This window comes from Glutamicibacter sp. MOO4, from assembly GCF_056934395.1.
Genome location: NZ_CM167800.1, coordinates 1,772,537 through 1,795,592, shown reverse-complemented (window position 1 = coordinate 1,795,592; position 23,056 = coordinate 1,772,537). Strand labels below are relative to the sequence as shown.

Annotated in this window: 30 protein-coding genes; 17 read left to right on the top strand and 13 right to left on the bottom strand. The window is 55.4% G+C overall.

From position 1 onward, the window contains the following. Nucleotides 1-48 precede the first annotated feature (48 nt). The 8 genes from ychF (at nucleotide 49) to AC1Z3F_RS08330 (ending at nucleotide 5,825) form a co-directional block, all read left to right on the top strand. Nucleotides 49-1,134, top strand: a complete 1,086-nt coding sequence (gene ychF, locus AC1Z3F_RS08365) for a redox-regulated ATPase YchF (RefSeq protein ID WP_483565525.1) — start codon at nucleotides 49-51, stop codon at nucleotides 1,132-1,134. 30 nt (nucleotides 1,135-1,164) lie between these two features. Further along, nucleotides 1,165-1,620, top strand: a complete 456-nt coding sequence (locus AC1Z3F_RS08360) for a hypothetical protein (RefSeq protein ID WP_483565524.1) — start codon at nucleotides 1,165-1,167, stop codon at nucleotides 1,618-1,620. A 563-nt stretch (nucleotides 1,621-2,183) separates the two neighbouring features. Next, nucleotides 2,184-3,176 (top strand): Abi family protein, encoded by a 993-nt coding sequence (locus AC1Z3F_RS08355; RefSeq protein ID WP_483565523.1) that lies wholly within the window; start codon nucleotides 2,184-2,186, stop codon nucleotides 3,174-3,176. A 356-nt stretch (nucleotides 3,177-3,532) separates the two neighbouring features. After that, nucleotides 3,533-3,763, top strand: a complete 231-nt coding sequence (locus AC1Z3F_RS08350) for a helix-turn-helix domain-containing protein (RefSeq protein ID WP_483565522.1) — start codon at nucleotides 3,533-3,535, stop codon at nucleotides 3,761-3,763. After that, nucleotides 3,763-4,257, top strand: a complete 495-nt coding sequence (locus AC1Z3F_RS08345; RefSeq protein ID WP_483565521.1) for a DUF6578 domain-containing protein — start codon at nucleotides 3,763-3,765, stop codon at nucleotides 4,255-4,257. Before AC1Z3F_RS08350 ends, AC1Z3F_RS08345 begins: the two co-directional genes overlap by 1 nt. Before the next feature lie 118 nt (nucleotides 4,258-4,375). Further along, nucleotides 4,376-4,915 (top strand): isochorismatase family protein, encoded by a 540-nt coding sequence (locus AC1Z3F_RS08340; protein WP_483565520.1) that lies wholly within the window; start codon nucleotides 4,376-4,378, stop codon nucleotides 4,913-4,915. Nucleotides 4,916-5,196: 281 nt separating this feature from the next. After that, nucleotides 5,197-5,430, top strand: coding sequence for a type II toxin-antitoxin system ParD family antitoxin (locus AC1Z3F_RS08335; protein WP_483565519.1), 234 nt, complete (start codon nucleotides 5,197-5,199; stop codon nucleotides 5,428-5,430). Between the two features lie 137 nt (nucleotides 5,431-5,567). Then, nucleotides 5,568-5,825, top strand: coding sequence for a prevent-host-death family protein (locus AC1Z3F_RS08330; RefSeq protein WP_444613846.1), 258 nt, complete (start codon nucleotides 5,568-5,570; stop codon nucleotides 5,823-5,825). Between the two features lie 131 nt (nucleotides 5,826-5,956). Here AC1Z3F_RS08330 and AC1Z3F_RS08325 read toward each other — a convergent pair whose 3' ends face one another. After that, complete coding sequence (locus tag AC1Z3F_RS08325; RefSeq protein ID WP_483565518.1) at nucleotides 5,957-6,778, bottom strand: hypothetical protein; 822 nt, start codon at nucleotides 6,776-6,778, stop codon at nucleotides 5,957-5,959. A gap of 70 nt (nucleotides 6,779-6,848) precedes the next feature. Here AC1Z3F_RS08325 and AC1Z3F_RS08320 point away from each other — a divergent pair, with 70 nt between their 5' ends. The 3 genes from AC1Z3F_RS08320 (at nucleotide 6,849) to AC1Z3F_RS08310 (ending at nucleotide 8,404) form a co-directional block, all read left to right on the top strand. Further along, the gene (locus tag AC1Z3F_RS08320; protein WP_483565517.1) at nucleotides 6,849-7,574 is read left to right on the top strand and encodes a class I SAM-dependent methyltransferase; all 726 of its coding nucleotides are present in this window, start codon (nucleotides 6,849-6,851) and stop codon (nucleotides 7,572-7,574) included. 291 nt (nucleotides 7,575-7,865) lie between these two features. Further along, a complete protein-coding gene (locus AC1Z3F_RS08315) occupies nucleotides 7,866-8,099 on the top strand; it encodes a FitA-like ribbon-helix-helix domain-containing protein (protein ID WP_444613843.1) in 234 nt (77 codons plus the stop codon). After that, nucleotides 8,096-8,404 (top strand): PIN domain-containing protein, encoded by a 309-nt coding sequence (locus AC1Z3F_RS08310; protein ID WP_444613842.1) that lies wholly within the window; start codon nucleotides 8,096-8,098, stop codon nucleotides 8,402-8,404. Before AC1Z3F_RS08315 ends, AC1Z3F_RS08310 begins: the two co-directional genes overlap by 4 nt. Before the next feature lie 385 nt (nucleotides 8,405-8,789). On the opposite strand, the gene AC1Z3F_RS08305 is transcribed toward AC1Z3F_RS08310, so the two are convergent. Continuing rightward, nucleotides 8,790-9,632, bottom strand: a complete 843-nt coding sequence (locus tag AC1Z3F_RS08305) for a helix-turn-helix transcriptional regulator (RefSeq protein ID WP_483565516.1) — start codon at nucleotides 9,630-9,632, stop codon at nucleotides 8,790-8,792. Nucleotides 9,633-9,821: 189 nt separating this feature from the next. Here AC1Z3F_RS08305 and AC1Z3F_RS08300 point away from each other — a divergent pair, with 189 nt between their 5' ends. Continuing rightward, nucleotides 9,822-10,766: an SDR family oxidoreductase gene (locus AC1Z3F_RS08300; RefSeq protein WP_483565515.1), complete on the top strand. Its 945-nt coding sequence runs from the start codon at nucleotides 9,822-9,824 to the stop codon at nucleotides 10,764-10,766. 154 nt (nucleotides 10,767-10,920) lie between these two features. Here the strand turns inward: AC1Z3F_RS08300 and AC1Z3F_RS08295 are convergent, their stop codons facing one another. Then, the gene (locus AC1Z3F_RS08295) at nucleotides 10,921-11,490 is read right to left on the bottom strand and encodes a CDP-alcohol phosphatidyltransferase family protein (protein ID WP_483565514.1); all 570 of its coding nucleotides are present in this window, start codon (nucleotides 11,488-11,490) and stop codon (nucleotides 10,921-10,923) included. Nucleotides 11,491-11,692: 202 nt separating this feature from the next. Between AC1Z3F_RS08295 and AC1Z3F_RS08290 the strand changes: the two genes are divergently transcribed. Both AC1Z3F_RS08290 and AC1Z3F_RS08285 read left to right on the top strand, forming a co-directional pair. Next, entirely contained in the window at nucleotides 11,693-12,157 is a 465-nt protein-coding gene (locus tag AC1Z3F_RS08290; RefSeq protein ID WP_483565513.1) for an SRPBCC domain-containing protein, read from the top strand. Between the two features lie 60 nt (nucleotides 12,158-12,217). Continuing rightward, entirely contained in the window at nucleotides 12,218-12,487 is a 270-nt protein-coding gene (locus AC1Z3F_RS08285; protein WP_483565512.1) for a hypothetical protein, read from the top strand. A gap of 119 nt (nucleotides 12,488-12,606) precedes the next feature. Here AC1Z3F_RS08285 and AC1Z3F_RS08280 read toward each other — a convergent pair whose 3' ends face one another. The 3 genes from AC1Z3F_RS08280 to AC1Z3F_RS08270 all read right to left on the bottom strand — a co-directional run bounded on the left by AC1Z3F_RS08280 (nucleotide 12,607) and on the right by AC1Z3F_RS08270 (nucleotide 13,960). Next, nucleotides 12,607-13,239 carry an alpha/beta hydrolase fold domain-containing protein gene (locus AC1Z3F_RS08280; RefSeq protein ID WP_483566945.1) on the bottom strand — a complete coding sequence of 211 codons (633 nt, stop codon included), beginning with the start codon at nucleotides 13,237-13,239 and terminating at the stop codon, nucleotides 12,607-12,609. 30 nt (nucleotides 13,240-13,269) lie between these two features. After that, nucleotides 13,270-13,575 (bottom strand): hypothetical protein, encoded by a 306-nt coding sequence (locus AC1Z3F_RS08275; protein ID WP_444613837.1) that lies wholly within the window; start codon nucleotides 13,573-13,575, stop codon nucleotides 13,270-13,272. Between the two features lie 88 nt (nucleotides 13,576-13,663). Then, the gene (locus AC1Z3F_RS08270) at nucleotides 13,664-13,960 is read right to left on the bottom strand and encodes a DUF4287 domain-containing protein (protein WP_444613836.1); all 297 of its coding nucleotides are present in this window, start codon (nucleotides 13,958-13,960) and stop codon (nucleotides 13,664-13,666) included. Nucleotides 13,961-14,120: 160 nt separating this feature from the next. Here AC1Z3F_RS08270 and AC1Z3F_RS08265 point away from each other — a divergent pair, with 160 nt between their 5' ends. Beyond that, nucleotides 14,121-15,164: a GNAT family N-acetyltransferase gene (locus AC1Z3F_RS08265; RefSeq protein ID WP_483565511.1), complete on the top strand. Its 1,044-nt coding sequence runs from the start codon at nucleotides 14,121-14,123 to the stop codon at nucleotides 15,162-15,164. Nucleotides 15,165-15,201: 37 nt separating this feature from the next. On the opposite strand, the gene AC1Z3F_RS08260 is transcribed toward AC1Z3F_RS08265, so the two are convergent. After that, nucleotides 15,202-15,705 (bottom strand): mycothiol transferase, encoded by a 504-nt coding sequence (locus tag AC1Z3F_RS08260; RefSeq protein WP_483565510.1) that lies wholly within the window; start codon nucleotides 15,703-15,705, stop codon nucleotides 15,202-15,204. Between the two features lie 137 nt (nucleotides 15,706-15,842). Between AC1Z3F_RS08260 and AC1Z3F_RS08255 the strand changes: the two genes are divergently transcribed. Beyond that, nucleotides 15,843-16,676, top strand: a complete 834-nt coding sequence (locus tag AC1Z3F_RS08255) for a hypothetical protein (protein WP_483565509.1) — start codon at nucleotides 15,843-15,845, stop codon at nucleotides 16,674-16,676. A gap of 85 nt (nucleotides 16,677-16,761) precedes the next feature. On the opposite strand, the gene AC1Z3F_RS08250 is transcribed toward AC1Z3F_RS08255, so the two are convergent. From AC1Z3F_RS08250 to AC1Z3F_RS08240, 3 genes are read right to left on the bottom strand one after another with little or no spacing between them, the layout of a single operon-like run. Beyond that, nucleotides 16,762-17,529, bottom strand: a complete 768-nt coding sequence (locus AC1Z3F_RS08250) for an SCO1664 family protein (protein ID WP_483565508.1) — start codon at nucleotides 17,527-17,529, stop codon at nucleotides 16,762-16,764. After that, nucleotides 17,526-18,053: a DUF3090 domain-containing protein gene (locus AC1Z3F_RS08245; RefSeq protein WP_131088680.1), complete on the bottom strand. Its 528-nt coding sequence runs from the start codon at nucleotides 18,051-18,053 to the stop codon at nucleotides 17,526-17,528. Before AC1Z3F_RS08245 ends, AC1Z3F_RS08250 begins: the two co-directional genes overlap by 4 nt. Before the next feature lie 10 nt (nucleotides 18,054-18,063). Continuing rightward, nucleotides 18,064-18,747 (bottom strand): MSMEG_4193 family putative phosphomutase, encoded by a 684-nt coding sequence (locus tag AC1Z3F_RS08240; protein ID WP_131088679.1) that lies wholly within the window; start codon nucleotides 18,745-18,747, stop codon nucleotides 18,064-18,066. Nucleotides 18,748-18,890: 143 nt separating this feature from the next. Between AC1Z3F_RS08240 and AC1Z3F_RS08235 the strand changes: the two genes are divergently transcribed. Then, nucleotides 18,891-19,724 carry an MBL fold metallo-hydrolase gene (locus tag AC1Z3F_RS08235; RefSeq protein ID WP_483565507.1) on the top strand — a complete coding sequence of 278 codons (834 nt, stop codon included), beginning with the start codon at nucleotides 18,891-18,893 and terminating at the stop codon, nucleotides 19,722-19,724. Here the strand turns inward: AC1Z3F_RS08235 and AC1Z3F_RS08230 are convergent. From AC1Z3F_RS08230 to AC1Z3F_RS08220, 3 genes are all read right to left on the bottom strand, one after another. Further along, entirely contained in the window at nucleotides 19,721-20,185 is a 465-nt protein-coding gene (locus tag AC1Z3F_RS08230) for a phage tail protein (RefSeq protein ID WP_483565506.1), read from the bottom strand. The genes AC1Z3F_RS08235 and AC1Z3F_RS08230 overlap by 4 nt on opposite strands. A gap of 64 nt (nucleotides 20,186-20,249) precedes the next feature. Continuing rightward, complete coding sequence (locus AC1Z3F_RS08225; RefSeq protein ID WP_444613830.1) at nucleotides 20,250-21,449, bottom strand: acyl-CoA dehydrogenase family protein; 1,200 nt, start codon at nucleotides 21,447-21,449, stop codon at nucleotides 20,250-20,252. After that, complete coding sequence (locus AC1Z3F_RS08220; protein WP_262199675.1) at nucleotides 21,439-23,037, bottom strand: fatty acyl-CoA synthetase; 1,599 nt, start codon at nucleotides 23,035-23,037, stop codon at nucleotides 21,439-21,441. The genes AC1Z3F_RS08225 and AC1Z3F_RS08220 overlap by 11 nt, the downstream gene beginning before the upstream one ends. Between the last annotated feature and the right edge of the window lie 19 nt (nucleotides 23,038-23,056).

Here is a 23,056-nt window from a genome sequence, read left to right as displayed (position 1 = left end):
AGTAGATCATTGCGCGCTCATCACTAGCAAAAGGTAGAATTTTCTCCCGTGGCTCTTACTATCGGAATCGTCGGACTGCCCAACGTCGGCAAGTCCACCATGTTCAACGCGCTGACCAACGCCCAGGTGCTGGCAGCCAACTACCCGTTCGCGACTATCGAACCTAACGTGGGCGTCGTCCCACTGCCTGACGCGCGTCTGAAGGTGCTCGCCGGAATCTTCGATTCCGAGCGCATCCTTCCAGCGACCGTGTCCTTCGTGGACATCGCCGGCATCGTTAAGGGTGCTTCGGAAGGTGAAGGGCTGGGCAATAAGTTCCTGGCTACCATCCGTGAAGCCGACGCGATCTGCCAGGTGACTCGCGCGTTCGTCAACGACGACGTGATTCACGTCAACGGCAAGGTGGACCCTGCCTCGGATATCGAGACGATCGCCACCGAGCTGATCCTCGCCGACATGCAGACCATCGAAAATCAGCTTCCGCGTCTGGAAAAGGAGCTGCGCACCAAGAAGATCGAGAAGTCCTTCCTGGACGCGGTGCTCAATGCGCAGAAGATCCTCGAAGAAGGCATCACGCTCTTCGCCGCCGCGAAGACCAAGGGTGTTGACTTAGAAGAGCTCGCGCCAATGCAGCTGATGACCACCAAGCCATTCATCTACGTGTTCAACACCGATGAGGCTGGTCTGGCCGACACCGAGATGCAGGCGAAGCTCTCCGAGCTCGTTGCACCGGCCGAAGCAATCTTCCTTGACGCACAGTTCGAATCCGAGCTCGCCGAGCTGGAAGAAGACGAAGCGGCAGAGATGATGGAAGATGCAGGCATCGTCGAGTCCGGACTGGGCAAGCTGGCCCGCGTCGGTTTTGACACCTTGGGTCTGCAGACCTACCTGACCGCTGGCCCGAAGGAAACTCGTGCCTGGACCATCTCCAAGGGTGCCACCGCACCGGAAGCAGCCGGTGTGATCCACACCGACTTCCAGCGCGGCTTCATCAAGGCTGAGGTTGTCGGCTTTGAAGACCTTGTTGAGGTTGGTTCCATTGCTAATGCGAAGGCTGCCGGTAAGGCGCGCATCGAAGGCAAGGAATACATCATGAAGGACGGCGACGTGGTCGAGTTCCGTTTCAACGTGTAGTCGCGTTTCGCTTTAGCATCAGGAGTTCTAGTGATCCAGTTATGGAGCGCGATCTCGGTTGCAGTTTTGACCGTCGTTATTGCCCCGTTGCTACGAGGTGAGATCAGCGGTCAACTTGCGAAGCGAATCGCGACGCATGCGGAAATTCGGCAAAACCTAGAGGGAAACGCTGAAGCGGCTGCTCACCTAGATGCACTTCTTACAAGTGAGACGCGTGTGCTCAGAGACCGTGAGACGCATCGTCTGACTCGCAAGCTAAATGGTGGCAACGTCGCAGCACTTGTCTTCGTCGCGCTCGTGGGCGGGGGATCGGTTTACGGACTCGTCTCTGGCGCTGTCGCTATTGCGGAGAAACCCGGGTTCTTCTGGGTTCTCATAGTTGTTGCGATAATCGTCGGACTGTTCGCTATCGCTTTGGCGGCTGCTGGTTTGGGGACCTTGTATGAACCGCCACGGGAGAAGAAGCGGGCGGCGGCAAAGCCTTAGTAGCGATGATGCAATCCTGCCTTTCGTATCTCATCGGGCCAGGGCGAATTACGTTCGCGACTGGTTTGAATCGGATTCTGCCTGCAGCGGTTGTTCTGTGCGGGAATGCGGTGAAGTTCCCCTTCAACGTCGAATTCCGCTGTACTGCTTTGAGGGCGCCCGGGATGCTTCAAGCATCCTGGGCGTTCCTATTTCCGGCCGCAAGAAACCGTGGGGCCCGCTGGCTCCAGCTGGACAGTTGGTTTGAACAAGGGACGCACAGTCTGGGGGGACTCCCCTTCGATAGTCCGCCCGACGAGAAGGACTCATATTTCGATGCGGCTAGCTCCTTCTGTGCACCGCGAGAGTCTAAGGCGAAACAAGACGAACGATGCCGGGTTCCATTTGGCTGGTATCTTCAGAGTTCTACTCACGCGCGGTGAGATAGAAATCGTTGTTCATCTTGATAACTAAGGCCCGGATCGCTTACATTGCCGTGATAAAGCTGGTGAAGTGCGAGTCCCCGCTGTCGGGCGATTGCTTGCGGGCGGGGAGGGCCCCGCGCGTTGCACGTGGCAGAGCACATGCGTAAGATAGAAACCACTAAGACCGGTTCCGCCTACTTCCGTAGGTCCAGGGCCGGTCCTCATTTTTATCAGGCGGTGTTCGTCATCGAAGACGTCAAGATGTACAAGTCGTATACCCAGCAAGTGGAGATCCTTGCTGATCGCGGCATGGATATGGGAGACCAAGAGTCCGCCGTCGCGACGCTTCGGCGAGTAAACTACTACCGGTTGAGCGGCTACTGGTATCCGTTCAGAAGACAGACTCGCGATGGCCGCCACGATGACTTTTACGCCGGTACGCGCTTCAGCGACGTTGTCGCCTTGTATGAGTTCGATGCGCGCCTTCGTGCCGCCGCTTTTGCAGCGCTGGCACCGGTAGAGCTGGCCATCCGTGCGCTACTCGGGCATGAGCTCGGGCGCATTGATCCCTGCGCTCATTTGCAATCCTCACTGCTTGGCCCCACAGCGCGCAATGGTAGCGGGTATGCAAAATGGGTGAAGCGTTATGAGGACGAGCTGAATAGGTCGCGTGAGGATTTTGTGGAGCACCACCACAAGAAGTATGGCGGGAAGCTGCCGGTATGGGTTGCAACTGACCTGCTGGACTGGGGGAGCCTGACGTACCTATATGGCTTCGCCCCTCGCGGCGTCCAAGACGTTGTTGCCAATTCATGCGGACTTAGCGCGCCTCAACTGACGAGCTGGCTCAAGTCGCTTAATCTCGTGCGAAATACATGTGGCCATCACGGACGTCTGTTCAACCGCGTCCACACGATTACGCCTAAGCTACCTAAAGCCGGTCGCCACCCTAACCTCGATGCCGTTCCCACAGACTGGAGTCGCACGTTCGGGCAACTCACGTTGATACAGTTCCTGTCTGACCAGTTGGAAACTGGTCGCAGTAGACTTCTACCGGCCGTTATGGCGAGCTTTCCGGTGGTTCAACTAGTCCCGATCACTCACATTGGCGTCCCCGAGGGATGGCGGGAAAACAGCCCACTCTGGTCCTGAGGGGTCGTTACAGCCAGACGTTGGTTTCTGTGGGCACAGCTGTAACTATCCCTTGAATGCAGACCATCCAAGTTTTAAGATGATGGCATGTTGAGCATCGATGCGTCATTGATCGAAGGGTGGATTGTCTCTCTAGATGATGGCCCCCAGCATGGAAGTTCGCTTCTCGATCTGCTTTCAACATCTCGACATTGAAAGCTCCAAGACCTTCGTAATGGGGCGAGCGGATCTATTCGACAGCTATGTGAGCAACATGAACGGAGCATGACCCAGATGGCCTTGACCTATGAAGAGTACGCACCAAGCGTCCGGCGGATGCCGCTAGCCGAGCGCGTATCAATGCGCACAAGGGGCGGATGCTCGCGGAGGTCCGCGCGTACCGCCTGCGCGAGTTGCGCGAGCAGGCCGGACTTACTCAGGCGCAGCTTGCTGAACGTATCGGTGTCGGTCAGCGCCAAGTTTCAAAGATTGAGCATGGTGACATCGAAAGCGCGAGGGTCGGCACCATCCGGAACTACCTTGAAGCTGTTGGCGGCGAACTCTCACTTGAGTATGTGATGGGTGATGAAAGGGTGCGGGTGACCTAATGGTTGAGCGTTACTACACCAGTGCATGGGAATGGGAGTGCTGCGGCGGCCCGCTTCGAGTCGGCGATGAGGCCGAGCTGGAAGTGCAGTACGACTCAGACTCCGCAAAATCCATGCGTACCGAACTTGCCAATGAACTGCCGGCGCCGCTGACCGGAGTCGAGAGCCACCATGACGACGAGAGCGTTGTTCAACGTGGACGGATAGTTGCATTGGATGCCGTTATTGCAGACGCTAAGTGGGTAGTGACACCTCGGGCCACACCGTCCCCGCGGATGCAACCTATGGGTGACGGATCATTTGCTAGCTTCGGAAACACTGCACCCGGTCAGGCCGAGGGGCAGAAAATGAGAGGAACTAGTCGCCTCGTTCCAGTTTTGGTGCTTCCAGATGAGGCTGCGGAACCTGAGGAAGCTGGGCCGGATCTCACAGTCTTTGGCGAACAGATCAGTCCGGAGCTCACCGGGTATGTAATCACCATTGAGTTGTCTTGAGGAAAGGCAGATCAGTGACTATCACTGACAAGATCGAACCGAAGAACCACTATGAGTTGAACCGTGCGAAGGATGCTGCTGGGGAGCAGATCTCTGCGATCACACCGTTGGAGGTCGGATGAGCACGGCATTACGACGAACAGCTCTGGTAATAATGGACATGCAGCAGGGCGTCGTGCCAGGTTGCTTCGATGCAGATGGTGTTGTTCAACGCACTGCGACACTCGTGGCGCGAGCTCGTGCCGAGTCGGTCCCAGTCTTATGGGTAATGCATGATCCTGTGGGGGTCGGGACCGCCGATTGGGATCTAGTCTCCCCACTGGCATGGCGCGACGACGAGGCTGTTGTGTGCAAGCAATATCGTGACTCGTTTGCAGAAACAGATCTCAAGGAGACACTCGAACGGCTTGGAGTTACACGACTCGTGGTGGCTGGTGCACAATCGGATTACTGCATTCGTACAACAACGCAGCGCGCGGCAATCGAGGGTTTTGACGTCACTCTTGTGAGTGACGCGCATACCACCGAAGATTCAGCGTGGGATGGCGTCGCAGTGGCCGGCGAGCAGATCGTGGCGCACACAAACATGTACTTCTCCGGTCTGCGCTATCCTGGCCAACTGTTCACTGTTGATACTCACTCAAACGTCGAGTTTTAGGTGATCGTTAGTCGGTACAGCGCATGTCGCCCACCCACAGGCGACTCCATGCTGAGAATCGGGGGAGTCTGTCTCAACGTCAAAGCCTTAGAACAGCTCCTGTCGTTGCTGCCGGCGACTAATCGTGCATCTTGTGCAGTGATAAAATTACTAGCATCATGATCAGCCCGTTGCCGAAAGGCGCGGGCTGATTTTCTATCTGTAGGTGCGTGCGTACCATCGACGGAACGTTCCCGGCGATGTCCTGTCCCGTATTACCGATCCTTAGTGTTATTGGATGTATGGCTCAGAACACATCGATCAGCCTGAGCGATCATTTCGCAGACTTTATTTCCCGTGAAGTTGAGAGCGGAAAGTACGGGTCAGTCAGTGTGGTCGTCCGTGCTGGGCTCTGTCTATTGGAGGATCAAGAAAGGCATCTGGCGACGCTAAGATCGACTCTCATCGCTGGAGAAAGCAATGGTGCGCCGGGAATGTTTGATTTCGAGGCGCTTATTGCTTCGAAGATGTCATAAAAAGCATTCGTTCCACATCGGTCGCGCGGTAAGAGATTTAGTTAATCTGGGGCTTCATACGGGCGCGCTGAGATGAAGATCAAGCTGAGCGCTTTATCTGCGGTCCGTCTCTTGAGGATAAGTCGTACGATAGATGCATGATTTCAGCGACTCCTTCTCAGTTCCGTAGCCAGTCGAGCGACTACATCGCCGCTACGCAGCATGAGCCTGTCGAAATCATCTCCCGTCGTGCAGGTCGTGCTGTCCTCGTGTCACCCGAATTTTTCGACCGTGCAATGCAGGCGTTGGAGGACCAAGCTGATGTTCGTGCAGTGGCAGAGGCGCGCGACGAGCCGCGGATTCCATTCGAAGATCTGGTTGAAGAGCTTAGGCAACTGTCTCGTAGCTCCAGGTAATTCCTGCGAGAAGTTTAGCCTTATTAAGCTCAGCCGTATTGAAGCCAAATGCTGTGAAGGCCGCTGCGATTTGTTCTCGGATTTCTCCATGGCAAAGGGATCAGGGAACGTCATCAAAGATTGTGTTTGTACTACTCATCCTCTTTCCTTCGAACCTCTGCAGCCTTTTCATCCTTGATCCGACGGCTTAGCGCTGAGAGTTTTCGATCCTGTGCTTCGTAGCCAGGTTTGTGCATGTTCTCGAAAGGATCCTCCGCCAGCGTGAAGGCATAAGCGGGATTATTGAACTTCTTGCCTTTGGTGCCCCGACGCTTAGAGTTGATGATGCCTTCGGCGATTTCCGGATCGATATTGCGGTAACCCCATCGCGCTTCTTCAATCTCTTCTTCCGTAGCTGGGGGAATATCTTGTGCAGCCCGCTCTAGGCGTTGGGCCTCAATATGTTCTCCCATACGCAATTGCCAGCCGATCTGATGAACACGATCAAGCAACAAATGTATGGCCACAACTTCATCGGGTTCAGCAACGTAGACGTCCCGCTGATGGATTGATTGGCGGCCGCTACGCCAGTTGTTAATGGTTTCCATGACCCGCCGTGTTTCATCGGAGTCGGCGGGCGTCGTTTCGAACCCGTAGTCATCAAACATCAAGAAGTCATAGACAACCGACGGCGTTAGCTCACGTTGGTCCCAAAGCTCTCGTAGCTCGTTGTTTACAAACGGGGCGCCCTCGGGTTCACGCGACATCTCATCCCGGCGCTGGTGCATAACAATCGCCTTACGGGTTTTGTCTACGCTGGAGGTCGCGAAGAGACGAGCCACAGGTACCAGTCCGCGCTCAATCATTGATAGCGCAGAAGTGCGTAACCGGTCGGCGCTCGCCAACAGATCATCTTGCAACGCGATCATCTGCGCAGGGGACAAGTTCTTGGAAAGATGAGGGGTCGATGCCATGATTCAAAGTATTAGTCTTGGCCCCGACAGTTTGAGTTCATGGCCGATTGTCTACAAGAGAACTGAGCATATGTTCACTGATTACGATTCACGGATGGTCACCCTCTACGACGGCGACAACCCGGATGGACCGGACCACGATTACTACCGGTCGCTGGCTTCGCCTCACGAGAAGCAGCGCATCCTGGACCTCGGATGCGGTACCGGAATCCTCACTGTCACGTTAGCGAACCACGCACAGGAAGTTGTTGGAGTTGACCCGTCTCCGGCGATGATCTCGTACGCGCGTCAACGTCCGGGTGCCAACGACGTCACGTGGATTGAAGGGGACTCCAGTTCCCTGAGCGAAGGTTCATTCGACCTGATGGTGATGACGGGAAACGTGGCACAGCACATCCCGGACCCCTACTGGGACCGCACGCTGAAAGATCTGCGAAAGTTGGCCTCGGAAGGTTGCATGCTGGCCTTCGAGTCTCGTAATCCATCCACGCGGGCATGGGAAAAATGGGCGGCAGAAGAGCCGACGACTCGGGACACGATGTATGGGCCGCTTACCGAGTGGAGCGAGACGGCAGAGCTTGATGAGGGACAGGTACAGCTCCGATCTTTTAGTAGGTTCGAATCGGAAAATGAGTTGGTCGAGGAAAGCGTGCTATTGACCTTCCGCGATTCTCAGTTGCTGACGGAGCAGCTAGCAGATGCTGGCTTTGAGACCGCCGCAATTTGGGGCGATTGGGATCGGACCCCGTTTGATGGCAGTCAAGGCGTGATGATTTTTGAAGCGCGGGCGGTCTGATCAGAAATCGGCACAGACTGTCATTGCGAGTAGAGGTAGTAAGTAAGGCCCATCGGTGCCGCACGTTTCTGGGAGCGTGGAGTCGCCCATCCGAATCTGGGCTATGTCGGTGGCCGTTGCCTAGGTGTCTGGTTTCGACGCGTAGTCCGGCAACGCAAAGTCTGTACCTGATCATCGCCCTGATCGCCTCATGAAGAGCATGCAACGGTGTTGTTGCGTGGGGAGTGATCACCACTGGCAGTGCTGCGCGCTCGGGGCTATCCTGATTGGTGTCCGAGGAGGTGGTCGCCAATGGCATCCATCATTGTTCGCGGTCTCGATGACGGCGTGAAACAGCAGCTCGCTGCACAGGCAAAGAAACACGGCAGGTCATTGGAAGCGGAGGTTCGTGCCATCCTGACGATGGCCATGCGGAGACCGCACATTGGAATTGCCCTGCTTTCAGCAGCTCAGGGTGTGGGCGGTATCGAAGACCTGCCGATACCAGTGCGCGACGACGTCGCGCGGGCGGTGGACTTCGGGTGATCGTACTCGACACAAACGTCATTTCAGAGATTTTCCGACCGTCGCCGGAACCACGGGTGGTGGACTGGCTTATGTCCTTGACCGGCGATGTCGCCATCACATCCGTCACGCTCGCGGAGCTGTTGGCCGGGGTACGACGATTGCCGGACGGCCGACGAAGAGAAGAGCTGACTTTGCGCATCGACGCAGCGCTCGCACCGTATCGGGGCGGACGCGCAGATCGCCGCGATCTGTCTGGCACATGGAGCGACCTGCGCTACGAGCAACGTGAAGGACTTTGCGCATACTGGCATCGAACTGGTTGATCCATGGACCAATAACTACTGAAGCATTGTTAGGTCGAGGTTCTCGCCCACAACGAGTTCACCGACAAAGATCTGTGTGAGCTTCGACGGTTCTTCAACAGCGAGTATCTCAAAGATGTCGGAGGGTTGGATTCGGGGCAACCATTGCTGATCTTACCCATCGAAGCACCGCTCAGTTCGTGGCCTGTCGGCGAGGTCGACCTATGCGGTCGCGCGTGGTGATCGCTGAAGGTTAGTATTCGCAGCAACGTAGTGTGGTTCCACTTTAAGGCCCAGCAGTCCTGGCCTATTACGGCTGGCAACAAAGGATGATGGGGGACCGGCTGGCTCCAGTGAAGTAGGCAGTGGGAACGCGGGCCTGCCTTATGGACGTTAGCCGTTTCTCCTAGCGAATTGTTTGTGTGCCGATGGCGGACAAAAATTGCAGCTTCTCATAGCTCTGGCTTCCGGGGCTGGCGGTATAGACAAGCAGCGTATGAGATTGTGTCGGATCCAGTAGGACTTGGCAGCTTAGCTCCAAGGCACCCAGTTCAGGGTGGATGAAGTGTTTTACTTCTTGAGGACGAATGCCCACCTCATGCCGGACCCACGTACTGCGGAACTCTTCATTTTCGCTCAGCAGCAACTCTGCCAGGTGAGCTGCCCGGGACCCAGGGCCTCGCAGCGTGGCCAACTCGCGCAGTCCCGAGGTAAACATTCGGGTGAGGAAGCTCTGATCTTCGGGCGCGTAAAGCTGTCGTGTTGCAGGGTCGGTAAACCAGCGGTAAATGATGCTGCGGGCAGGGCCACTATAAGAGGTCAGATCACCGGTGAGCGCAACCCCGAGTTCGGTCTGCCGCAGGGTTTCACCGAGCTCCGTGACAATCTCCGCGGGAGTGTCATTCAAACGATCGAAGATGCGCAATAGCCCTGGACTGATGTGGTCGCTAGCAGCACCACGAACCGGTGGATTGTGTCCGGCGAGCCGCAACAGATGATCGCGTTCGTCAAGTGAGAGATGAAGTCCTTGCGCGATGGAGGCAATCATTTGCTCGGACGGTTGCGGTCCACGCTCACGTTCGAGCCGCGAGTAGTAATCAGTGGACATATGGCAGATCAGCGCCACTTCCTCGCGTCGCAACCCACTTGTTCGGCGACGTTGACCGAGGGGAAGGCCGACGTCTTCCGGTTGCAACGACTCCCGGCGGCTGCGCAGAAACTGAGCCAACCCGGTCCTGTCGGTTGTCATACGTCTCCCTCGATTGTGTTCTTTCTTTGTACCACGCGTGCTATTGCGTATCCACGACTTGCTGATCCACCTTTCGGTGCCTGCCCGGTCAAATCCTGGGCCTCGTTATCGGGGGATTCAGAGGCCCTGAATAACTTGGCGGTCTTCTAGGAGGATGGAAATAGCCACACAACAATCAGGAGTGAATTCATGCCACGCAAAAACATCGACATTCAGGTGCCCGACCTTTCCGGCAAGCCCGCGGTCGTTACCGGAGCCAGCGATGGGATCGGACTGGGACTGGCGACTCGACTGGCCGCGGCTGGAGCCGAGGTCATCATGCCCGTGCGTAACAGACTCAAGGGTGAGAAGGCGTTGGACAAGATCAAGCAGGTGGTCCTAGCCGCGGAGATCTCCCTGCGTGATCTCGACCTTTCCTCACTTAACTCTGTCGAATCTCTGGGACAGACCCTGCGCGAGGAGGGGCAGCCGATCCACATCCTCATCAACAATGCCGGAGTGATGACACCACCAAATCGCCAAGAGACCGCTGACGGATTCGAACTTCAACTTGGTGCCAACTACCTAGGCCATTTCGCCCTCGTGGCTCACCTATTGCCCGTCCTCAAAGCTGGCCAGGCACGGGTGACCTCTCAAGTGAGCATCGCGGCGAACCAAGGAGCTATCAATTGGGAAGACCTGAACTGGGAACAGAACTACCAAGACATGAAGGCCTACAGCCAATCGAAGATTGCGCTGGGACTCTTTAGCCTAGAGCTAGACCGACGCAGTCAGGCAGGGAATTGGGGGATCAGTAGCAACCTCTCTCACCCCGGTGTCGCCCCGATGAACCTGCTCGCAGCGCGTCCCGAACTAGGACGATCTAAAGACACCCCCGGCCGGAGAATCATCCGCTCACTGTCCGAATGGGGCATCATCTTGGGAACCGTTGAGAGCGCGAAGCTGCCCGCACTGATGGCCGCCACCGCGCCTGAGGCGAAGTCCGCTGCGCTCTATGGACCTAGCGGTCCCGGACATCTTGGAGGCGCGCCCGCCGAGCAGCGAATGTACTCTCGTCTTCGCAACACAGAGGATGCGAAGCGCATTTGGAAGATCTCGGAAGAACTCGTAAAGGCTGACTTCCCGAAGGGCTGAGACAGGCGCTGAAGCACGCAGAAGATTGTGGGTCTGAGCAGTTCTCAGACGCCATAGACAAGAGCGAACCTTTGCGAATCGGCCGAGGCCTGAACATATCACTCGATTGTGAGTTGTCCTCGGCCGATTTTTGTCGGCTTGATACTTTGTATCCTCACTGCTCGGTTTTTTGTTTTCTAGCTTCGGTACGCATGATGAGCAGGTAACCGAAACCAACCACCAAATGCAGCACTGTCGATGCGGAGAGAATGTAAATCCCTGGCAGAGCAAGCCATGAAAGTTCATCGATGCGTCCTACCGCGACAAACGCCAAACCGAGCATGAACAGTGCGGTTCTGAACTTCCCGAGCATCGTTGAACCTGGTGGCGCGGACAGGCGCAGAACAAAGTAGGTACAAAGCAGAGTCAGGTCGGTCAGGAAAACCACCAGACCAATCCATAACGGAATCAAGCCGCTGGCAACGAGGGCTATGGCGATAGAAACGATGCCCAGTCGATCAGCGATGGGGTCCAGTAGGATTCCGAGTCTTGATACTTGACCGAACTTGCGAGCAATAAAGCCATCCACCCAGTCACTCAGGCCAAAAGCCAATAACAGTATCGCGGTGAGAACAGGGCGGGCATCAGAAATCAATAAGATGCAGATGGGAACGACCAGTAAGAATCGAAGCACCGTGATCCCGTTGGGAATGGTGGCCCAATCGTTGTGACTTGTTGTTCTCATGACCACGCCACCCTCCTTATCTTCTTACCTGAACAATGTCCTACCATTGCAAGAAATACAAGACGCTGATGACGGAAAAGCGGGATAGTTAGCAGTCCGCACCAGACCGAATCTTTGCTGTACCGATTATTCGAGATTCAAGACGTTTGAGTCGCTACACTTCGAAGTGCATCAGAACGAAGCGACTCAGAAAGAGAACCTCATGAATCCTGACCTTGATCTTGTTATCGAGCGCGTCATTCGTGCTCCGCGCGCGGCCGTGTGGAACGCATGGACCCAGCCGGATCTCTTTGCCCAGTGGTGGATCCCCAAGCCGTATCTCTGCCAGGTCGAGAGCTTTGACGCACAGGCAGGTGGAGGCTTTGTCACCCAGATGAGCGAAGACGGCAAGAGCTTTGTACCTCATATGGACGCGGCCTTCTTAGCTGTTGACGCTGAAGAGCGCATCGTCTTCACTAACGCGGTGGATAGTACGTTGCGTCCGGCCAACCCGATGCCGGTTTCAGTAACAGGTGAAGTGACACTGACCGATCACGTCGAAGGCACCCTCTACCGTATTGTGGCCCGGCATGCCGATACTGCTGCCCGAGCACAACACGATGAGCTGGGGCTCCTTGAAGGGTGGAGTTTAGTTACTGCGCAGCTCGCTGAACTTATTGAGGACTAAGGAAAGCGGATCTGATCCTAAAGTTTCTGCGGTGCTACTCTTGGTGCCATGTATACGGTTGTGTCTATCCACACCCCACATCCCGAGCACCGAGATGCGCTAGTCGACTCCATGCACAGGTTTGGTGCCGCAATGCGCGGTCATGACGGACTTATCGGTGTCCATACGCTTCAAGATGCCACAACGGGTCGACTTGTCGGCTTGGCAATGTTCGAATCAGAAGAAGCGGCACAACGACTTTTGCCTCTTGCTCGCGTAGCGGTCGAGACAGACGCATTTGATGTCTGGGAAGCACAGGACATTGACGGCCTAAAGCTTTTCGAAGTCTAATGTCCGGGGCCCCAGAGCCCCACATTGCCAAACTGAGAGTCTTTGTTGCGCGGATAGGTGATGTCTTTGTCCCCATGTGGACGCGGCTTTCTTCAAGGATGAAGTTTACGAAGCGCTTTCTAGCTATTGAAGAGCTGGGCAATCCATTGGCTCCGGGTGGAAATCATCTTCTTGCCCAGCACAGAGTCCGGAGCGCTCATATCAAAGCCGTGGAAGCCACCAGGCCACACATGTAGTTCTGCTTGGACGCCAGCCTGCCAAAGCGCAGTTGCATAGGCGACATCTTCATCTCGGAAGACCTCAGCAGATCCGCAATCGATAAACGTGCGTGGAAGCCCCGACAAGTCCGTGGCCCGGGCTGGAGCAGCATAGATCGACACGTCGTCGGTGCCCTTGCGCTCGCCGAGGAGAGCGGTCCAGCCCATCACATTACTGCTGCGATCCCAAATATCTTCTCCATCAATCTGAGAGGTAGAGATGGTGTTGTCGCGGTCATCAAGCATCGGATAAATGAGCACTTGGCCGGCCAATGCCGGGCCCTTTCGATCCCTAGCCAGCAGCGCAATGCCTGCAGCCAATCCGCCTCCGGCGCTGGCCCCGGCGACTATTAGTTGGGTGGGATCAATACCGAGTTCCTCAGCATGATCGCTGGTCCACACCAACCCTGCGTAGCAATCCTCTACAGGGTAGGGATCAGGGAATTCTGGAGCAAGACGATACTCGACGGTGACTGCCACCGCGTCGTTTTCGATAACCCAAGGAAGGAACTGGCTCAGCCCAGCCTACCGGTCACCGATGACCATTCCGCCACCGTGGGTGTAGTAAATACCTGGACCGCTTCCGGTTCGCCCCTCACGTTGCAAAACCGAGACCACGATTTCTGCACCCTCAAAGCCTTTGATGGTGACGTCGCGGCGGATGATCCCGGTGCCGGCAAGAACTTGCTCTGGAGGCACTTCGACAGGGTTAGCTTCGCGCAGTAGCGGAATCATCTCAGCGGTCAGAGTTGGCGGGAGCTCGTCGGTGGCCGAAGTCAGTAAGGCCTCTGGCTCCGGATCAAAAAGTGGACGCGGATGAGAATGGGGCATCGAGGCACTTTTTTCCTATGGTCGCTTCGCTGCGACGTTTTTGTCTGCTCCGAATGCGGTGATGAGAAAGCAGAATTGTTTATTGGTCTTATTTTGCCGAAGGTTTGCTAGCTATGCCGTCGAGCCACAACGTCTCTGACTCATCGCTGTGGACACCATCGGTCCCGACATGTTTGCTGCTGATCGTTGGTCCCTTTTGGATGACGTGAACCAGTGCCATGCCGTGACCGCGCCCCAGCTCGTAGTCTTCCTTCAACCAAGTCAAGATTTCACCAGCTTTGACTCCCGGTGCATCGAGGCCTTTTTCGTGGGCGATAGCCACAAGCTGGCGAGGTGTCAGATGTGTCTTTTTCTCGATGGTGTCTAGATACGCCTGGAAGGACATGGGCTGACCTGTCATTACTAGAGGAAGGGCCAAACGGCACCTAGTGGGTAGATTACCGTCCGTTTTTACTGCAGAGCAATACCTTGAGCCTGTTCAGACCTAGAAAAGTGCACCCTCGAATACCTCGTGAGCTCGCTGTATTCATGGCAGGATGCCTTGTATGACATCGCCTGCTCCAGCATTGCCCATACCAACCTTGCATACCGCGAGGCTGAAGCTGCGTGCCTTTACCGAAGCGGATGCCGCGGAGCTGTTTGCCCTACAGAGTAACGCCACTGTGCTGCGCTACTGGGACTCGCCACCCTGGGATGACCCAGCGGCAGCCCACCGGTTCATCGTCGCCTGCAATCGTATGGCAGAAGAAGGAACTGGCGTCCGTCTGGCAATTGAGCATAGTTCCGACGCCTCGTTCCTGGGCTGGTGCACCTTCAATTCGTGGGACCCAGAGTTCCGCAGTGCTTCGTTGGGGTACTGCTTCAACGAAGATGCTTGGGGCAATGGTTACGCCACTGAAGCGGTTGGAGCGGTGCTGGACTGGGCTTACACAACCCTTGATCTTAACCGGGTTCAAGCTGAAGCGGACACGAGAAATATCGCTTCGGCCAGGGTCTTAGAGAAGCTAGGGTTTCAGCTTGAAGGCACCTTGCGTCAAGACTGCACGGTCAATGGCGATACTTCGGATTCGTGGGTCTACGGCTTGCTACGCAAAGATTGGGAAGAGCATCAACAACGCAATAAAACCGGCAAAAGCTGGACCGCGAAGCTTGATGAGCCAGTGCCAGAAGACGTTGTACGTTTATTGGCTACGGTGCCCGAATGGTTTGGCCAGCCCGAGGCCAACGACGAATACATCCAAGCCGCACACACCAAGGAAACGTGGACGGTCCGTGATCAGTCAGGTGCGGTCCTCGGAATAACGCTTGTTGATCGGCACTTCGCGCATGCGGCTGAAATACATCTGACCCTAGTGGACCGTCAGGCCCACGGTACAGGCGTCGGCACCGCCATGATGAACGCCATCGAGGCTGATGCACGGGCCCGTGGGGTACGTCTTTTAGAAGTCAAAACTCTCGGAGCATCGCATCCGGACGTTGGTTATGCCCGGACGCGACACTTTTATGAGCGGTGCGGATTTCTCGCAGTAGAAGAAACTGACCTGTGGGGTCCTGGGACACCCTGCTTGATCATGGTGAAACCGTTGTAGCCGGTCTCAACGCACGAAGAGGCTTTCCAAGAAACCGCTAGCTGTTGGCGGTGACTGCTCCGGCAGCGTAGGCGGCCTGGCCAATGTGTTGTGTGGCATCGTCAATGATGGAAACGAGGCGCACCCCGCGGGTTACTGGAGTCTCCCAACTCGTATCGATCACTTCAGCAAAGTCGGTTTCGGTCAACACGTTGATGTATTCGGCTAGAGCTTGAAGGCAGGCTTCGACATAGTCAACCAACAGCTGACGATCCGAGACCTGAATCTGACGAGCTTGCTCTTCGGTGTGCCCGTATCCAACTGAGTCACCGAGTTCACCCAGATCAAAAAGGTCCCGGTAGGACTCCCATACTTCAGGTTTTCCGTACAAGTGCGAAAGCTGAACATCAATCTCGCGGCCGGTGTGCCAGAGCAGCCATGCCACGGAGTTCGGGTGATTTCCGGGATGAGCGTTCAATTGCTCAGCGTTCAGTTCTGGGATTCGATGGGCTGCGTCGATGGGACGTTGGATGAAATCGGCAAAAATAGCGTGAGCATTCATAGTTCCATTGTGCCTGTCCGCCTGGGCATTACCTACGATCCTGGGGTGGATGATCCAAGTACGAGATCTAGGTGCGAGTACGCTGACGTAAAAGAGGATCAGGCCATCACCAGATGGGGAAGACGAGGAGAACTGTGATGCGCGCAGACGGACTATTGGCCCTTCAAACTGGAGTGTTCCGTCTTCCTGACGGCCAGCCTGCAACATTTGAGACCTTCGAGTTCGGCAAGCTTCGTGTGTCCTCGGGTCAATTGGCTATCAGCGATCCGCTACTGCTGCAGACCCCTAGTGTGCTGAGTATCCCGCCTGGTGATTACAAGGTTGTGGCAACCATTGCCCAAGTACCAGAAAGCTACGATCTAGCGTTGAGTCGACCAGCCTATCTGAGCCTGGTCCTCTCTGATCAGCCAACTGTCTCAGTTGCCCCTGCCACGTTCGAGCCAAGTCATGTCGAAGCGGGGACGCGGTTGGTAGACCAACGGGCGGGCATGCCAAATCTACGAGGTATCCCGAGCTCGGAGATGTCCAGTGTTGCGATGAGCGATGCCGAAGCTATCGTGCCCAATATGCCGTCTGATCCAGATACGTGGTTTGATACTGTCATTTCGCCCAGCGACGGTTCCGGGTGGTTCGACCGGATGGATACAGAAATTGACGGTCCACTCGGCTCCCTGATCACCACATTGCCTAAAGCTGTTGACGGCGAAAACATTGCCATTCTGATTGCTCGGCCAGAACGGGTATTCCCCGTAGTAGAGAGCAGAGACGAAACGGGAAAACTCAGCGGAATTCATATCGACTTGCTGGTTATCGGAGCGCTCAGTGAAGCACTTCATGCCTTTGACGGTCAGGATGAACTGGCGTTGGAATATGCCCACGAGGCTGAGCGGACGGCAAACCGTCAGGCTAATTCCGGCGCGCGTGAGTCTCGAGGAGTCTTGGGCCTGCTCAAGAAATTTCTCAATCTCTAGTTGGCAGGACGCCCCGCGTGTTCTGGCGCAGGTGAGACTTCATGAGATCCAGATTTTTCTAGCCTGACCGGTCAACAAGCTACTGCTAAAACAGTGGCCAAGGCACAGCCGGCATTTCACCGCTGGGGCCCGGAAAGACTGCATTCTTACGCAAACTGAGGCATCGGTCCTTGAACGCTGTTAGCTCAGCAATACTCAGTAACTGGGAAAGCTGCTCGCCGAGCTGCGCATCAAGTAAGGTGATAATCCGGTCGATGCCGTCGATTTCTTCCTCGGACAGCGGCTGCCCAATCCAACCCCAGAGAACCGTGCGCAATTTGTGTTCTTCATGGAAACTCAGCCCATGATCTACACCGAATCGATGGCCATCGGGCATAGCTAGAACGTGGTTGCCTTTGCGGTCTGCGTTGTTCACCAAGACGTCAAAGACTGCCATTCGACGCAGTTGAATACTATCTTCGTGCAGCAGGCTCACCTGCGCTCCACTCTCATCTTGCCCATGCAGAACCGTTTGCCAACCTGTGGCGGGAAGCTTGTCGCTGGCCACTAGATCAACGGCGTGCTGTTCAGGGTCTACATCTTGCCATAGTTGCACCATGCCGTTACCCAGTGGGCCTTCACGCAACCAGGTACGTGGCACTACATTCCAGCCCAGCGCTTCAGAAACCAGGTACGCCGCAACTTCCCGGTTAGCTAGGGTGTGGTCTGGAAAATCCCACAAAGGTTTTTCACCGTCAACAGGTTTGTAAACCACACTCAGCTCACCGATGGTGCCCAAAAACGTGGCATTAGAAGCGGTGGTGATTCGACCGGTGAGTTCCAGTTCATCGGTGAGCAGATCAGATGGCGTCATGAAAGTTCTGGTCCCTGACAGGTATGACCATCTGGATCAATCGGGTAGCCACAAGTCGAACATACGGGGCGTCCGGCAGCCACAATTTCATGGGTACGCATTGCGAAGGCACGAGCTGTGCCAACTGGCATCCGCACGTGCATCACTGCCTCAGGTTCCGACTCAGGATTTTCTTCGTTCAGCGAGAAGGCTTCCAGCACAACCTGTGCCACGGTGGCGTCCCAACCAAGGTTCATTGATCCGGCGCGGAAGGCCTCTTCGACCTCTTCCAGTGGATCGTTATCTACTAGCTCCACCGGAGTGTGAGTCGGAACGCTGAAAGCATTACCGGAGATCGTAGAGACTTGATCAAGAATTTCGTCAATCATCTCAGCTACGACTGCAGCTTGCTGCTTTTCCAAGGCGATACTGGTCATTGTTGATCCAGCGCGTGCCTGCAAATAGAAGGTACGTGAGCCCGGCTCGCCGACGGTGCCAATGACAACTCGATCGGGCCAATTAAAATCGTGGACTATTTCCGCCATGTCTACTTCCTTAGTGTCCTGCTCCGCCGCCCACAGGGGCGTCGACTGTTTTTAGTCCCGGGGCCAACCAGGAAAGATCCCCATCTTCGGTATTGACCGAGTGCACCGTGGGGGAGCCAGAACCGTAATGCACAATCGATGCTGAAGCCGGTCCCACGTTGATACGTTGGAAAAGATCAAGATGCATTCCCAATGCGTCGGCCAATACTGATTTGATGATATCGCCATGGCTGACCGCCACCCATACCGCGTCAGGTCCGTGCTTAGCTTCAAAGTCCGCATCTAATCTGCGAATTTCTGCCACAGCACGGGCTTGCATTCCAGCCATGGATTCACCGTCAGGGAAGGTGACTGCCGAGGGGTTAGCTTGGACCTTCGACCAAAGGGCCTGAACGGAGAGTTCACTGAGCTTGCTGCCCTGCCAGCTGCCGTAATCACATTCGGTCAGATCTTCAGCCGACTCAAGGCTTGGTGGGTTCATCTGGTGCCGGATAATGAAGCCGGCGGTCTGCTGACAACGCTCTAACGGGCTTGAAACGATGCCGGCCAGTGGAATTGTTGCGAGTCTGGTGGCAGTGCGTTCTGCCTGTGCCTCACCGGTCTCGTCGAGGCTGACTCCAGGTGTTCGTCCGGCCAGCACGCCAGAAGCGTTGGCGGTGGTGCGGCCATGCCGCACAAGAATTACAGTGGCCATTTACCTAGCCTAGTCATCCAGTTGATTACAGGCGAGACTTTGACTGTAATCCGCCGCGTTGAGATCAAACACATCAGCGGATAATCGGAGGTAGCCGTTGCCGGTGTACGCGTCATGTGTAGAGCACACAACTAGGAGATAACTTGCCCAGTAATCAGTGGTTAGAAGTAGGCGACAAAGTCTTTCACCGGCGTTACAACCCTGCCGATGTTTCGGTAGGTGTGGTCCTTGGCCCCACCGGAGCTACGGTTATCGATACACGTAACAACCCCGAAGAAGCGCAAGAGATCATTCGTGACGTTGCAGAACTATCGGCGCTGCCGATCGTTGCCGTAGTCAACACTCACGCGCACTATGATCACACTTTTGGAAATCAGGTATTTCAGGATGCAGGGATACCTATTTACGGACATCATCTGATCCCGACACATTTCCAGGAATATGAACAACCGCTTCTGAAACAAGCTCAAAAGCAGCCACAGTCCGAAAGGGACCGGGGCTGGCATGACGTGATTCTCACGCCTCCTAGCAGGCCCATCAAGACAGCCAGCAAAGTAGTTCTCGGCAGCCGCATCCTAGAATTGTTGCCATTGGGACCTGGGCATACGGAAACGGACCTAGCCGTGTTGGTCCCCGATGCCGGAGTCTGGTTCCTTGGAGACATCATCGAAGAATCCGGTCCGCCCATGTTTGGGGAAGGGTCAAAACCACAAGGCTGGGCAGCAGTACTGGCTTCCTTATTAGAGCTAATCAAGCCCGGGCATACGGTAATCCCAGGCCACGGTGAACCAGTAGACAGCGACTTTGTTCTCCGGCAACAAGGACACCTTGAACAATTAGCGCAGGAAATCGGCCAAGCACACGCGGACAAAAAATCGCTAGAGAACTTCAGGTTCTCTAGCGATTTGAGGGTCTTGTGGCCAGAAGAATTCCTACGCGAAGCGGCGCAAGACGGCTACCGGCAACTGGGGGGTTAGTACTGGCCCTTAATCACAAAATAGGATCCGCGGATGGTTCCGGCGAGCTTTGACTTCTGGCGCGCGAACTTGAACTTATCTGCCAGCTCTTCGGGCACTTCCATTCCGTCGGAGAGTTTGAAGCCCACTGCGCGTTTTTCACCGTCGGCTAGTCCATAGAGGACATTGATGGATAATCCTGACTCATAAAAAACGTAGGCTCGCTTGGCGCCATCTGCCTCAAAGACGCAAGCCTGCAGGGGACGAGAAGCGATTTCTAATTCGCGTTCTTTCAGCAGAATATTGTGTACCCACTGGACCACTTCTGCGCTCTGAGCTGCATCCTCAAGCACTAGGTCATGATCAAATTTATTCTTCAGATATCGCGCCTCGTTGGCACGCAACCCAGCCAAGGCTTCGGCGACCGGAGAAGTCTCTAATCCCACGGTGGACATATCTTTAAAATCAACGAGATAAGCCATATTTAGTCCTTTGCAACGCAAGCTAGGCACGTAGTGCACATCATGAATATCTTAGCCATCCCACTTAGCCAAATGCACTGAAGCCGGTGAGGTCTCTACCGAGAATGAGCGCTTGAATAGTTTCGGTTCCCTCATAGGTATGTAGCGCTTCAATATCTCCAACATGGCGTATGACGTGATTTTCCAGCAGGATGCCGTTGCCGCCGAGCATATCTCTGGCCGTTGCTGCCACCCGGCGAGCTGCCCGGGTGTTGTGGTACTTCAGCAGCGAGGCTTGGGCTGGACGGAGGTTGCCCGCGGCTTGTTCGGCTGCGACCGCGACGCACTGTAATTGCATGTTCGTCAGTTCCGAGAGCATCTGTGCAAGGAGCGATTGCACAATTTGATGAGCACCAAGCCGCTTGCCAAATTGTTCACGTTCCTTGGCGTACTGCAACGCCGCCTCAAACAAGAATAGGGCGTGACCTAGGGCGGACCAGCCCACGTTCACTCGGGTTTCCACTAGGGCCTTTGATACATCCTTGAACGACGTGGCGTTGGCTAATAGGGCAGTGCCCGGAACACGCACCTCATGAAGTCTGATCTCGGCTTGCTCGATGGCCCGTAGTACGCCTTTGCCTTGAACGGGTGTTGCTTCGTAGCCGTGAGTTTGTTGGTCAACGATGAATCCCTTGATCTGACCGTCAGTCTCATCGCGAGCCCAGACGATAGTGATGCCGCCGACTGCACCATTTCCTATCCATTTTTTATTGCCGTTGAGCACCCATTCCTCACCATCTTTGCGGGCGGAAGTCTCAAGGCTGACAGAGTCGGAGCCGTGGTGCGGCTCGGTGAGGGCGAAGCCACCGAGCAGTTTTCCGGTGGCGACCGGTTCCAAATACTGCTCTTGTTGTTCGGGTGTTGCGAATAATTTCAAGCTGCGTAGAACCAGTCCACCTTGAACGGCAGCGGCAGCAGCCATAGAGCCATCGGCGCGGGAAATCTCCATGGTCACCAATCCGGCCGCCAGAGGTGAAAACTTCGCGTGTCCGGCGATATCCAGCCCGTCGGTGAGCAGATCAAGCTCGCCCATCCTCCTAACCAATTCAACGGGATAGTGTGCCTTGTCCCAGTGCTCGTTGATAACAGGGAAGACCTCTTCAGCGAATTGACGGGCCCGTGTCCAGTGCTCGCGGTCCGCACTGGTCACTGAGCTAAAAGCCGATAAATAATCGGTATCTAGCGGTGTGCTCAGATCAAATTTCATCCAAGGATCAGTGGCCATTCTCGGGGCCTCCGGTAGCGGCCCGTTCAGCCCGAAGTTCACGTTTAAGTAGTTTGCCCGATTGGTTGCGGGGCAGCTGGGCGACAAAGTCAACGCGTTTGGGCACCTTGTAACCAGCCATGCGAGATTTCACATGGTCTCGCACCGTTTGGGCGGTCAGATGCGTGCCTTCTCTGAGCACCACTACAGCGGTGACCGCTTCTATCCATCGTTCGTCATCGATGCCAACAACAGCGACTTCCGCAACTTCTGGCAGTTCATAGATGCAGTCCTCAACCTCGCGGGGTGCCACCAAAACACCTCCGGTGTTGATGACATCCTTGATGCGATCCACTACTTGAATGTAGCCGGAACGATCTTTGACAACTTGGTCACCAGAGCGGAACCAACCATCAATAAACGCTTGCTCAGTTTCTTCAGGCTTGTTCCAATACCCGTTCATCACTTGAGGAGAACGATATTGAATTTCACCGGGTTCTCCGGGTTCGGCAAGCATGCCCTGCGCATTGACAACTCTTGCCTCAACGAAGAAGACCGGACGACCACAAGAGGCTGGCCTGGCTTCGTGTTCTTCTGGCCTCAATACCGAGCACAACGGCCCCAATTCAGACTGTCCAAAACAGTTGTAGAAGCCGATTTTTGGATAGCGTTCACGTAACCGGGACAACACAGTTACCGGCATAATCGATGCGCCATATTGAGCTTTCGCCAGCGAGCTGAGATCCCGTGTTGCCAAGTCCGGATGGTTGCTCAACGGAACCCAAACCGTTGGGGCCAGGAACAAGGAGCCAATATGTTCGGATTCAACGAGCTCTAAAATTTCAGCGATATCCGGTTTGGAAAGTAAACGGACGCTGGCGCCGAGAGCTAGATAAGGCAATAAGAACACGTGCATCGCTGCAGAATGATAAAGCGGCATTGCAATCAACGGGCGGTCTTCGGCATCCAGATCTAGGGCGATGATGGCCGATACGTATTGGGCAATTAGGGCACCGTGGGTCATCATCGCACCTTTCGGTGCCGAGGTTGTTCCAGAGGTGTAGAGCAACTGAACGAGGTCAGTACTGGTGATTTTCACGCCTGAGTATTCTTCGGAATTCTCCTTGCTCAAGGCCGTTGCCAAAACACTGTTCTCGTTTCCTTCGAGAGGCAGCAGAGACCAGATTTCACGCACCTCGGGCAATTCGTGGCGGTCTGCCAGTTCTTGGACCAGCTGTTGGCGAGGTTGGTCTGCGATCACCAGAGAAGCCCCAGAATCTTGTAGCAGGTAGCGCAGCTCATCACCCTTCAAAGCGAAATTCACCGGCACATGAACCAACCCTGTTGAGGCGCAGGCCAAGAACAAGATGGCGTAGGCATCACTGTTGGCGGCAAAGGCCGCGACTCGAGATCCTGTGGGTAGATCAAGCGCCTTCAGTCTGCCTGCAACTTGATTCACTGCTATCGCTAGAGCTTGATAGGTCCACGTGCGGTCCTCGAATTTCAGTGCTGTGGCCAGCGGATTGCGCAAGACACCACGTTGAAGCAATGCGGGGATAGTGTTCGAATCATCGCGGGCCGTTGCTGACTTTTCTGTCCATGAACTCATAGTGAGATCCCTTGTCGCC

What these genes read in the sequence shown, in the direction of transcription:
- AC1Z3F_RS08355 (WP_483565523.1), top strand. Translation starts at nt 2,184, where the DNA reads ATGCGTAAGATAGAAACCACTAAGACCGGTTCCGCCTACTTCCGTAGG.
- AC1Z3F_RS08350 (WP_483565522.1), top strand. Translation starts at nt 3,533, where the DNA reads ATGCTCGCGGAGGTCCGCGCGTACCGCCTGCGCGAGTTGCGCGAGCAG.
- AC1Z3F_RS08345 (WP_483565521.1), top strand. Translation starts at nt 3,763, where the DNA reads ATGGTTGAGCGTTACTACACCAGTGCATGGGAATGGGAGTGCTGCGGC.
- AC1Z3F_RS08340 (WP_483565520.1), top strand. Translation starts at nt 4,376, where the DNA reads ATGAGCACGGCATTACGACGAACAGCTCTGGTAATAATGGACATGCAG.
- AC1Z3F_RS08335 (WP_483565519.1), top strand. Translation starts at nt 5,197, where the DNA reads ATGGCTCAGAACACATCGATCAGCCTGAGCGATCATTTCGCAGACTTT.
- AC1Z3F_RS08330 (WP_444613846.1), top strand. Translation starts at nt 5,568, where the DNA reads ATGATTTCAGCGACTCCTTCTCAGTTCCGTAGCCAGTCGAGCGACTAC.
- AC1Z3F_RS08325 (WP_483565518.1), bottom strand. Translation starts at nt 6,778, where the DNA reads ATGGCATCGACCCCTCATCTTTCCAAGAACTTGTCCCCTGCGCAGATG.
- AC1Z3F_RS08320 (WP_483565517.1), top strand. Translation starts at nt 6,849, where the DNA reads ATGTTCACTGATTACGATTCACGGATGGTCACCCTCTACGACGGCGAC.
- AC1Z3F_RS08315 (WP_444613843.1), top strand. Translation starts at nt 7,866, where the DNA reads ATGGCATCCATCATTGTTCGCGGTCTCGATGACGGCGTGAAACAGCAG.
- AC1Z3F_RS08305 (WP_483565516.1), bottom strand. Translation starts at nt 9,632, where the DNA reads ATGACAACCGACAGGACCGGGTTGGCTCAGTTTCTGCGCAGCCGCCGG.
- AC1Z3F_RS08300 (WP_483565515.1), top strand. Translation starts at nt 9,822, where the DNA reads ATGCCACGCAAAAACATCGACATTCAGGTGCCCGACCTTTCCGGCAAG.
- AC1Z3F_RS08295 (WP_483565514.1), bottom strand. Translation starts at nt 11,490, where the DNA reads ATGAGAACAACAAGTCACAACGATTGGGCCACCATTCCCAACGGGATC.
- AC1Z3F_RS08290 (WP_483565513.1), top strand. Translation starts at nt 11,693, where the DNA reads ATGAATCCTGACCTTGATCTTGTTATCGAGCGCGTCATTCGTGCTCCG.
- AC1Z3F_RS08275 (WP_444613837.1), bottom strand. Translation starts at nt 13,575, where the DNA reads ATGCCCCATTCTCATCCGCGTCCACTTTTTGATCCGGAGCCAGAGGCC.
- AC1Z3F_RS08270 (WP_444613836.1), bottom strand. Translation starts at nt 13,960, where the DNA reads ATGTCCTTCCAGGCGTATCTAGACACCATCGAGAAAAAGACACATCTG.
- AC1Z3F_RS08265 (WP_483565511.1), top strand. Translation starts at nt 14,121, where the DNA reads ATGACATCGCCTGCTCCAGCATTGCCCATACCAACCTTGCATACCGCG.
- AC1Z3F_RS08260 (WP_483565510.1), bottom strand. Translation starts at nt 15,705, where the DNA reads ATGAATGCTCACGCTATTTTTGCCGATTTCATCCAACGTCCCATCGAC.
- AC1Z3F_RS08255 (WP_483565509.1), top strand. Translation starts at nt 15,843, where the DNA reads ATGCGCGCAGACGGACTATTGGCCCTTCAAACTGGAGTGTTCCGTCTT.
- AC1Z3F_RS08250 (WP_483565508.1), bottom strand. Translation starts at nt 17,529, where the DNA reads ATGACGCCATCTGATCTGCTCACCGATGAACTGGAACTCACCGGTCGA.
- AC1Z3F_RS08245 (WP_131088680.1), bottom strand. Translation starts at nt 18,053, where the DNA reads ATGGCGGAAATAGTCCACGATTTTAATTGGCCCGATCGAGTTGTCATT.
- AC1Z3F_RS08240 (WP_131088679.1), bottom strand. Translation starts at nt 18,747, where the DNA reads ATGGCCACTGTAATTCTTGTGCGGCATGGCCGCACCACCGCCAACGCT.
- AC1Z3F_RS08230 (WP_483565506.1), bottom strand. Translation starts at nt 20,185, where the DNA reads ATGGCTTATCTCGTTGATTTTAAAGATATGTCCACCGTGGGATTAGAG.
- AC1Z3F_RS08225 (WP_444613830.1), bottom strand. Translation starts at nt 21,449, where the DNA reads ATGGCCACTGATCCTTGGATGAAATTTGATCTGAGCACACCGCTAGAT.
- AC1Z3F_RS08220 (WP_262199675.1), bottom strand. Translation starts at nt 23,037, where the DNA reads ATGAGTTCATGGACAGAAAAGTCAGCAACGGCCCGCGATGATTCGAAC.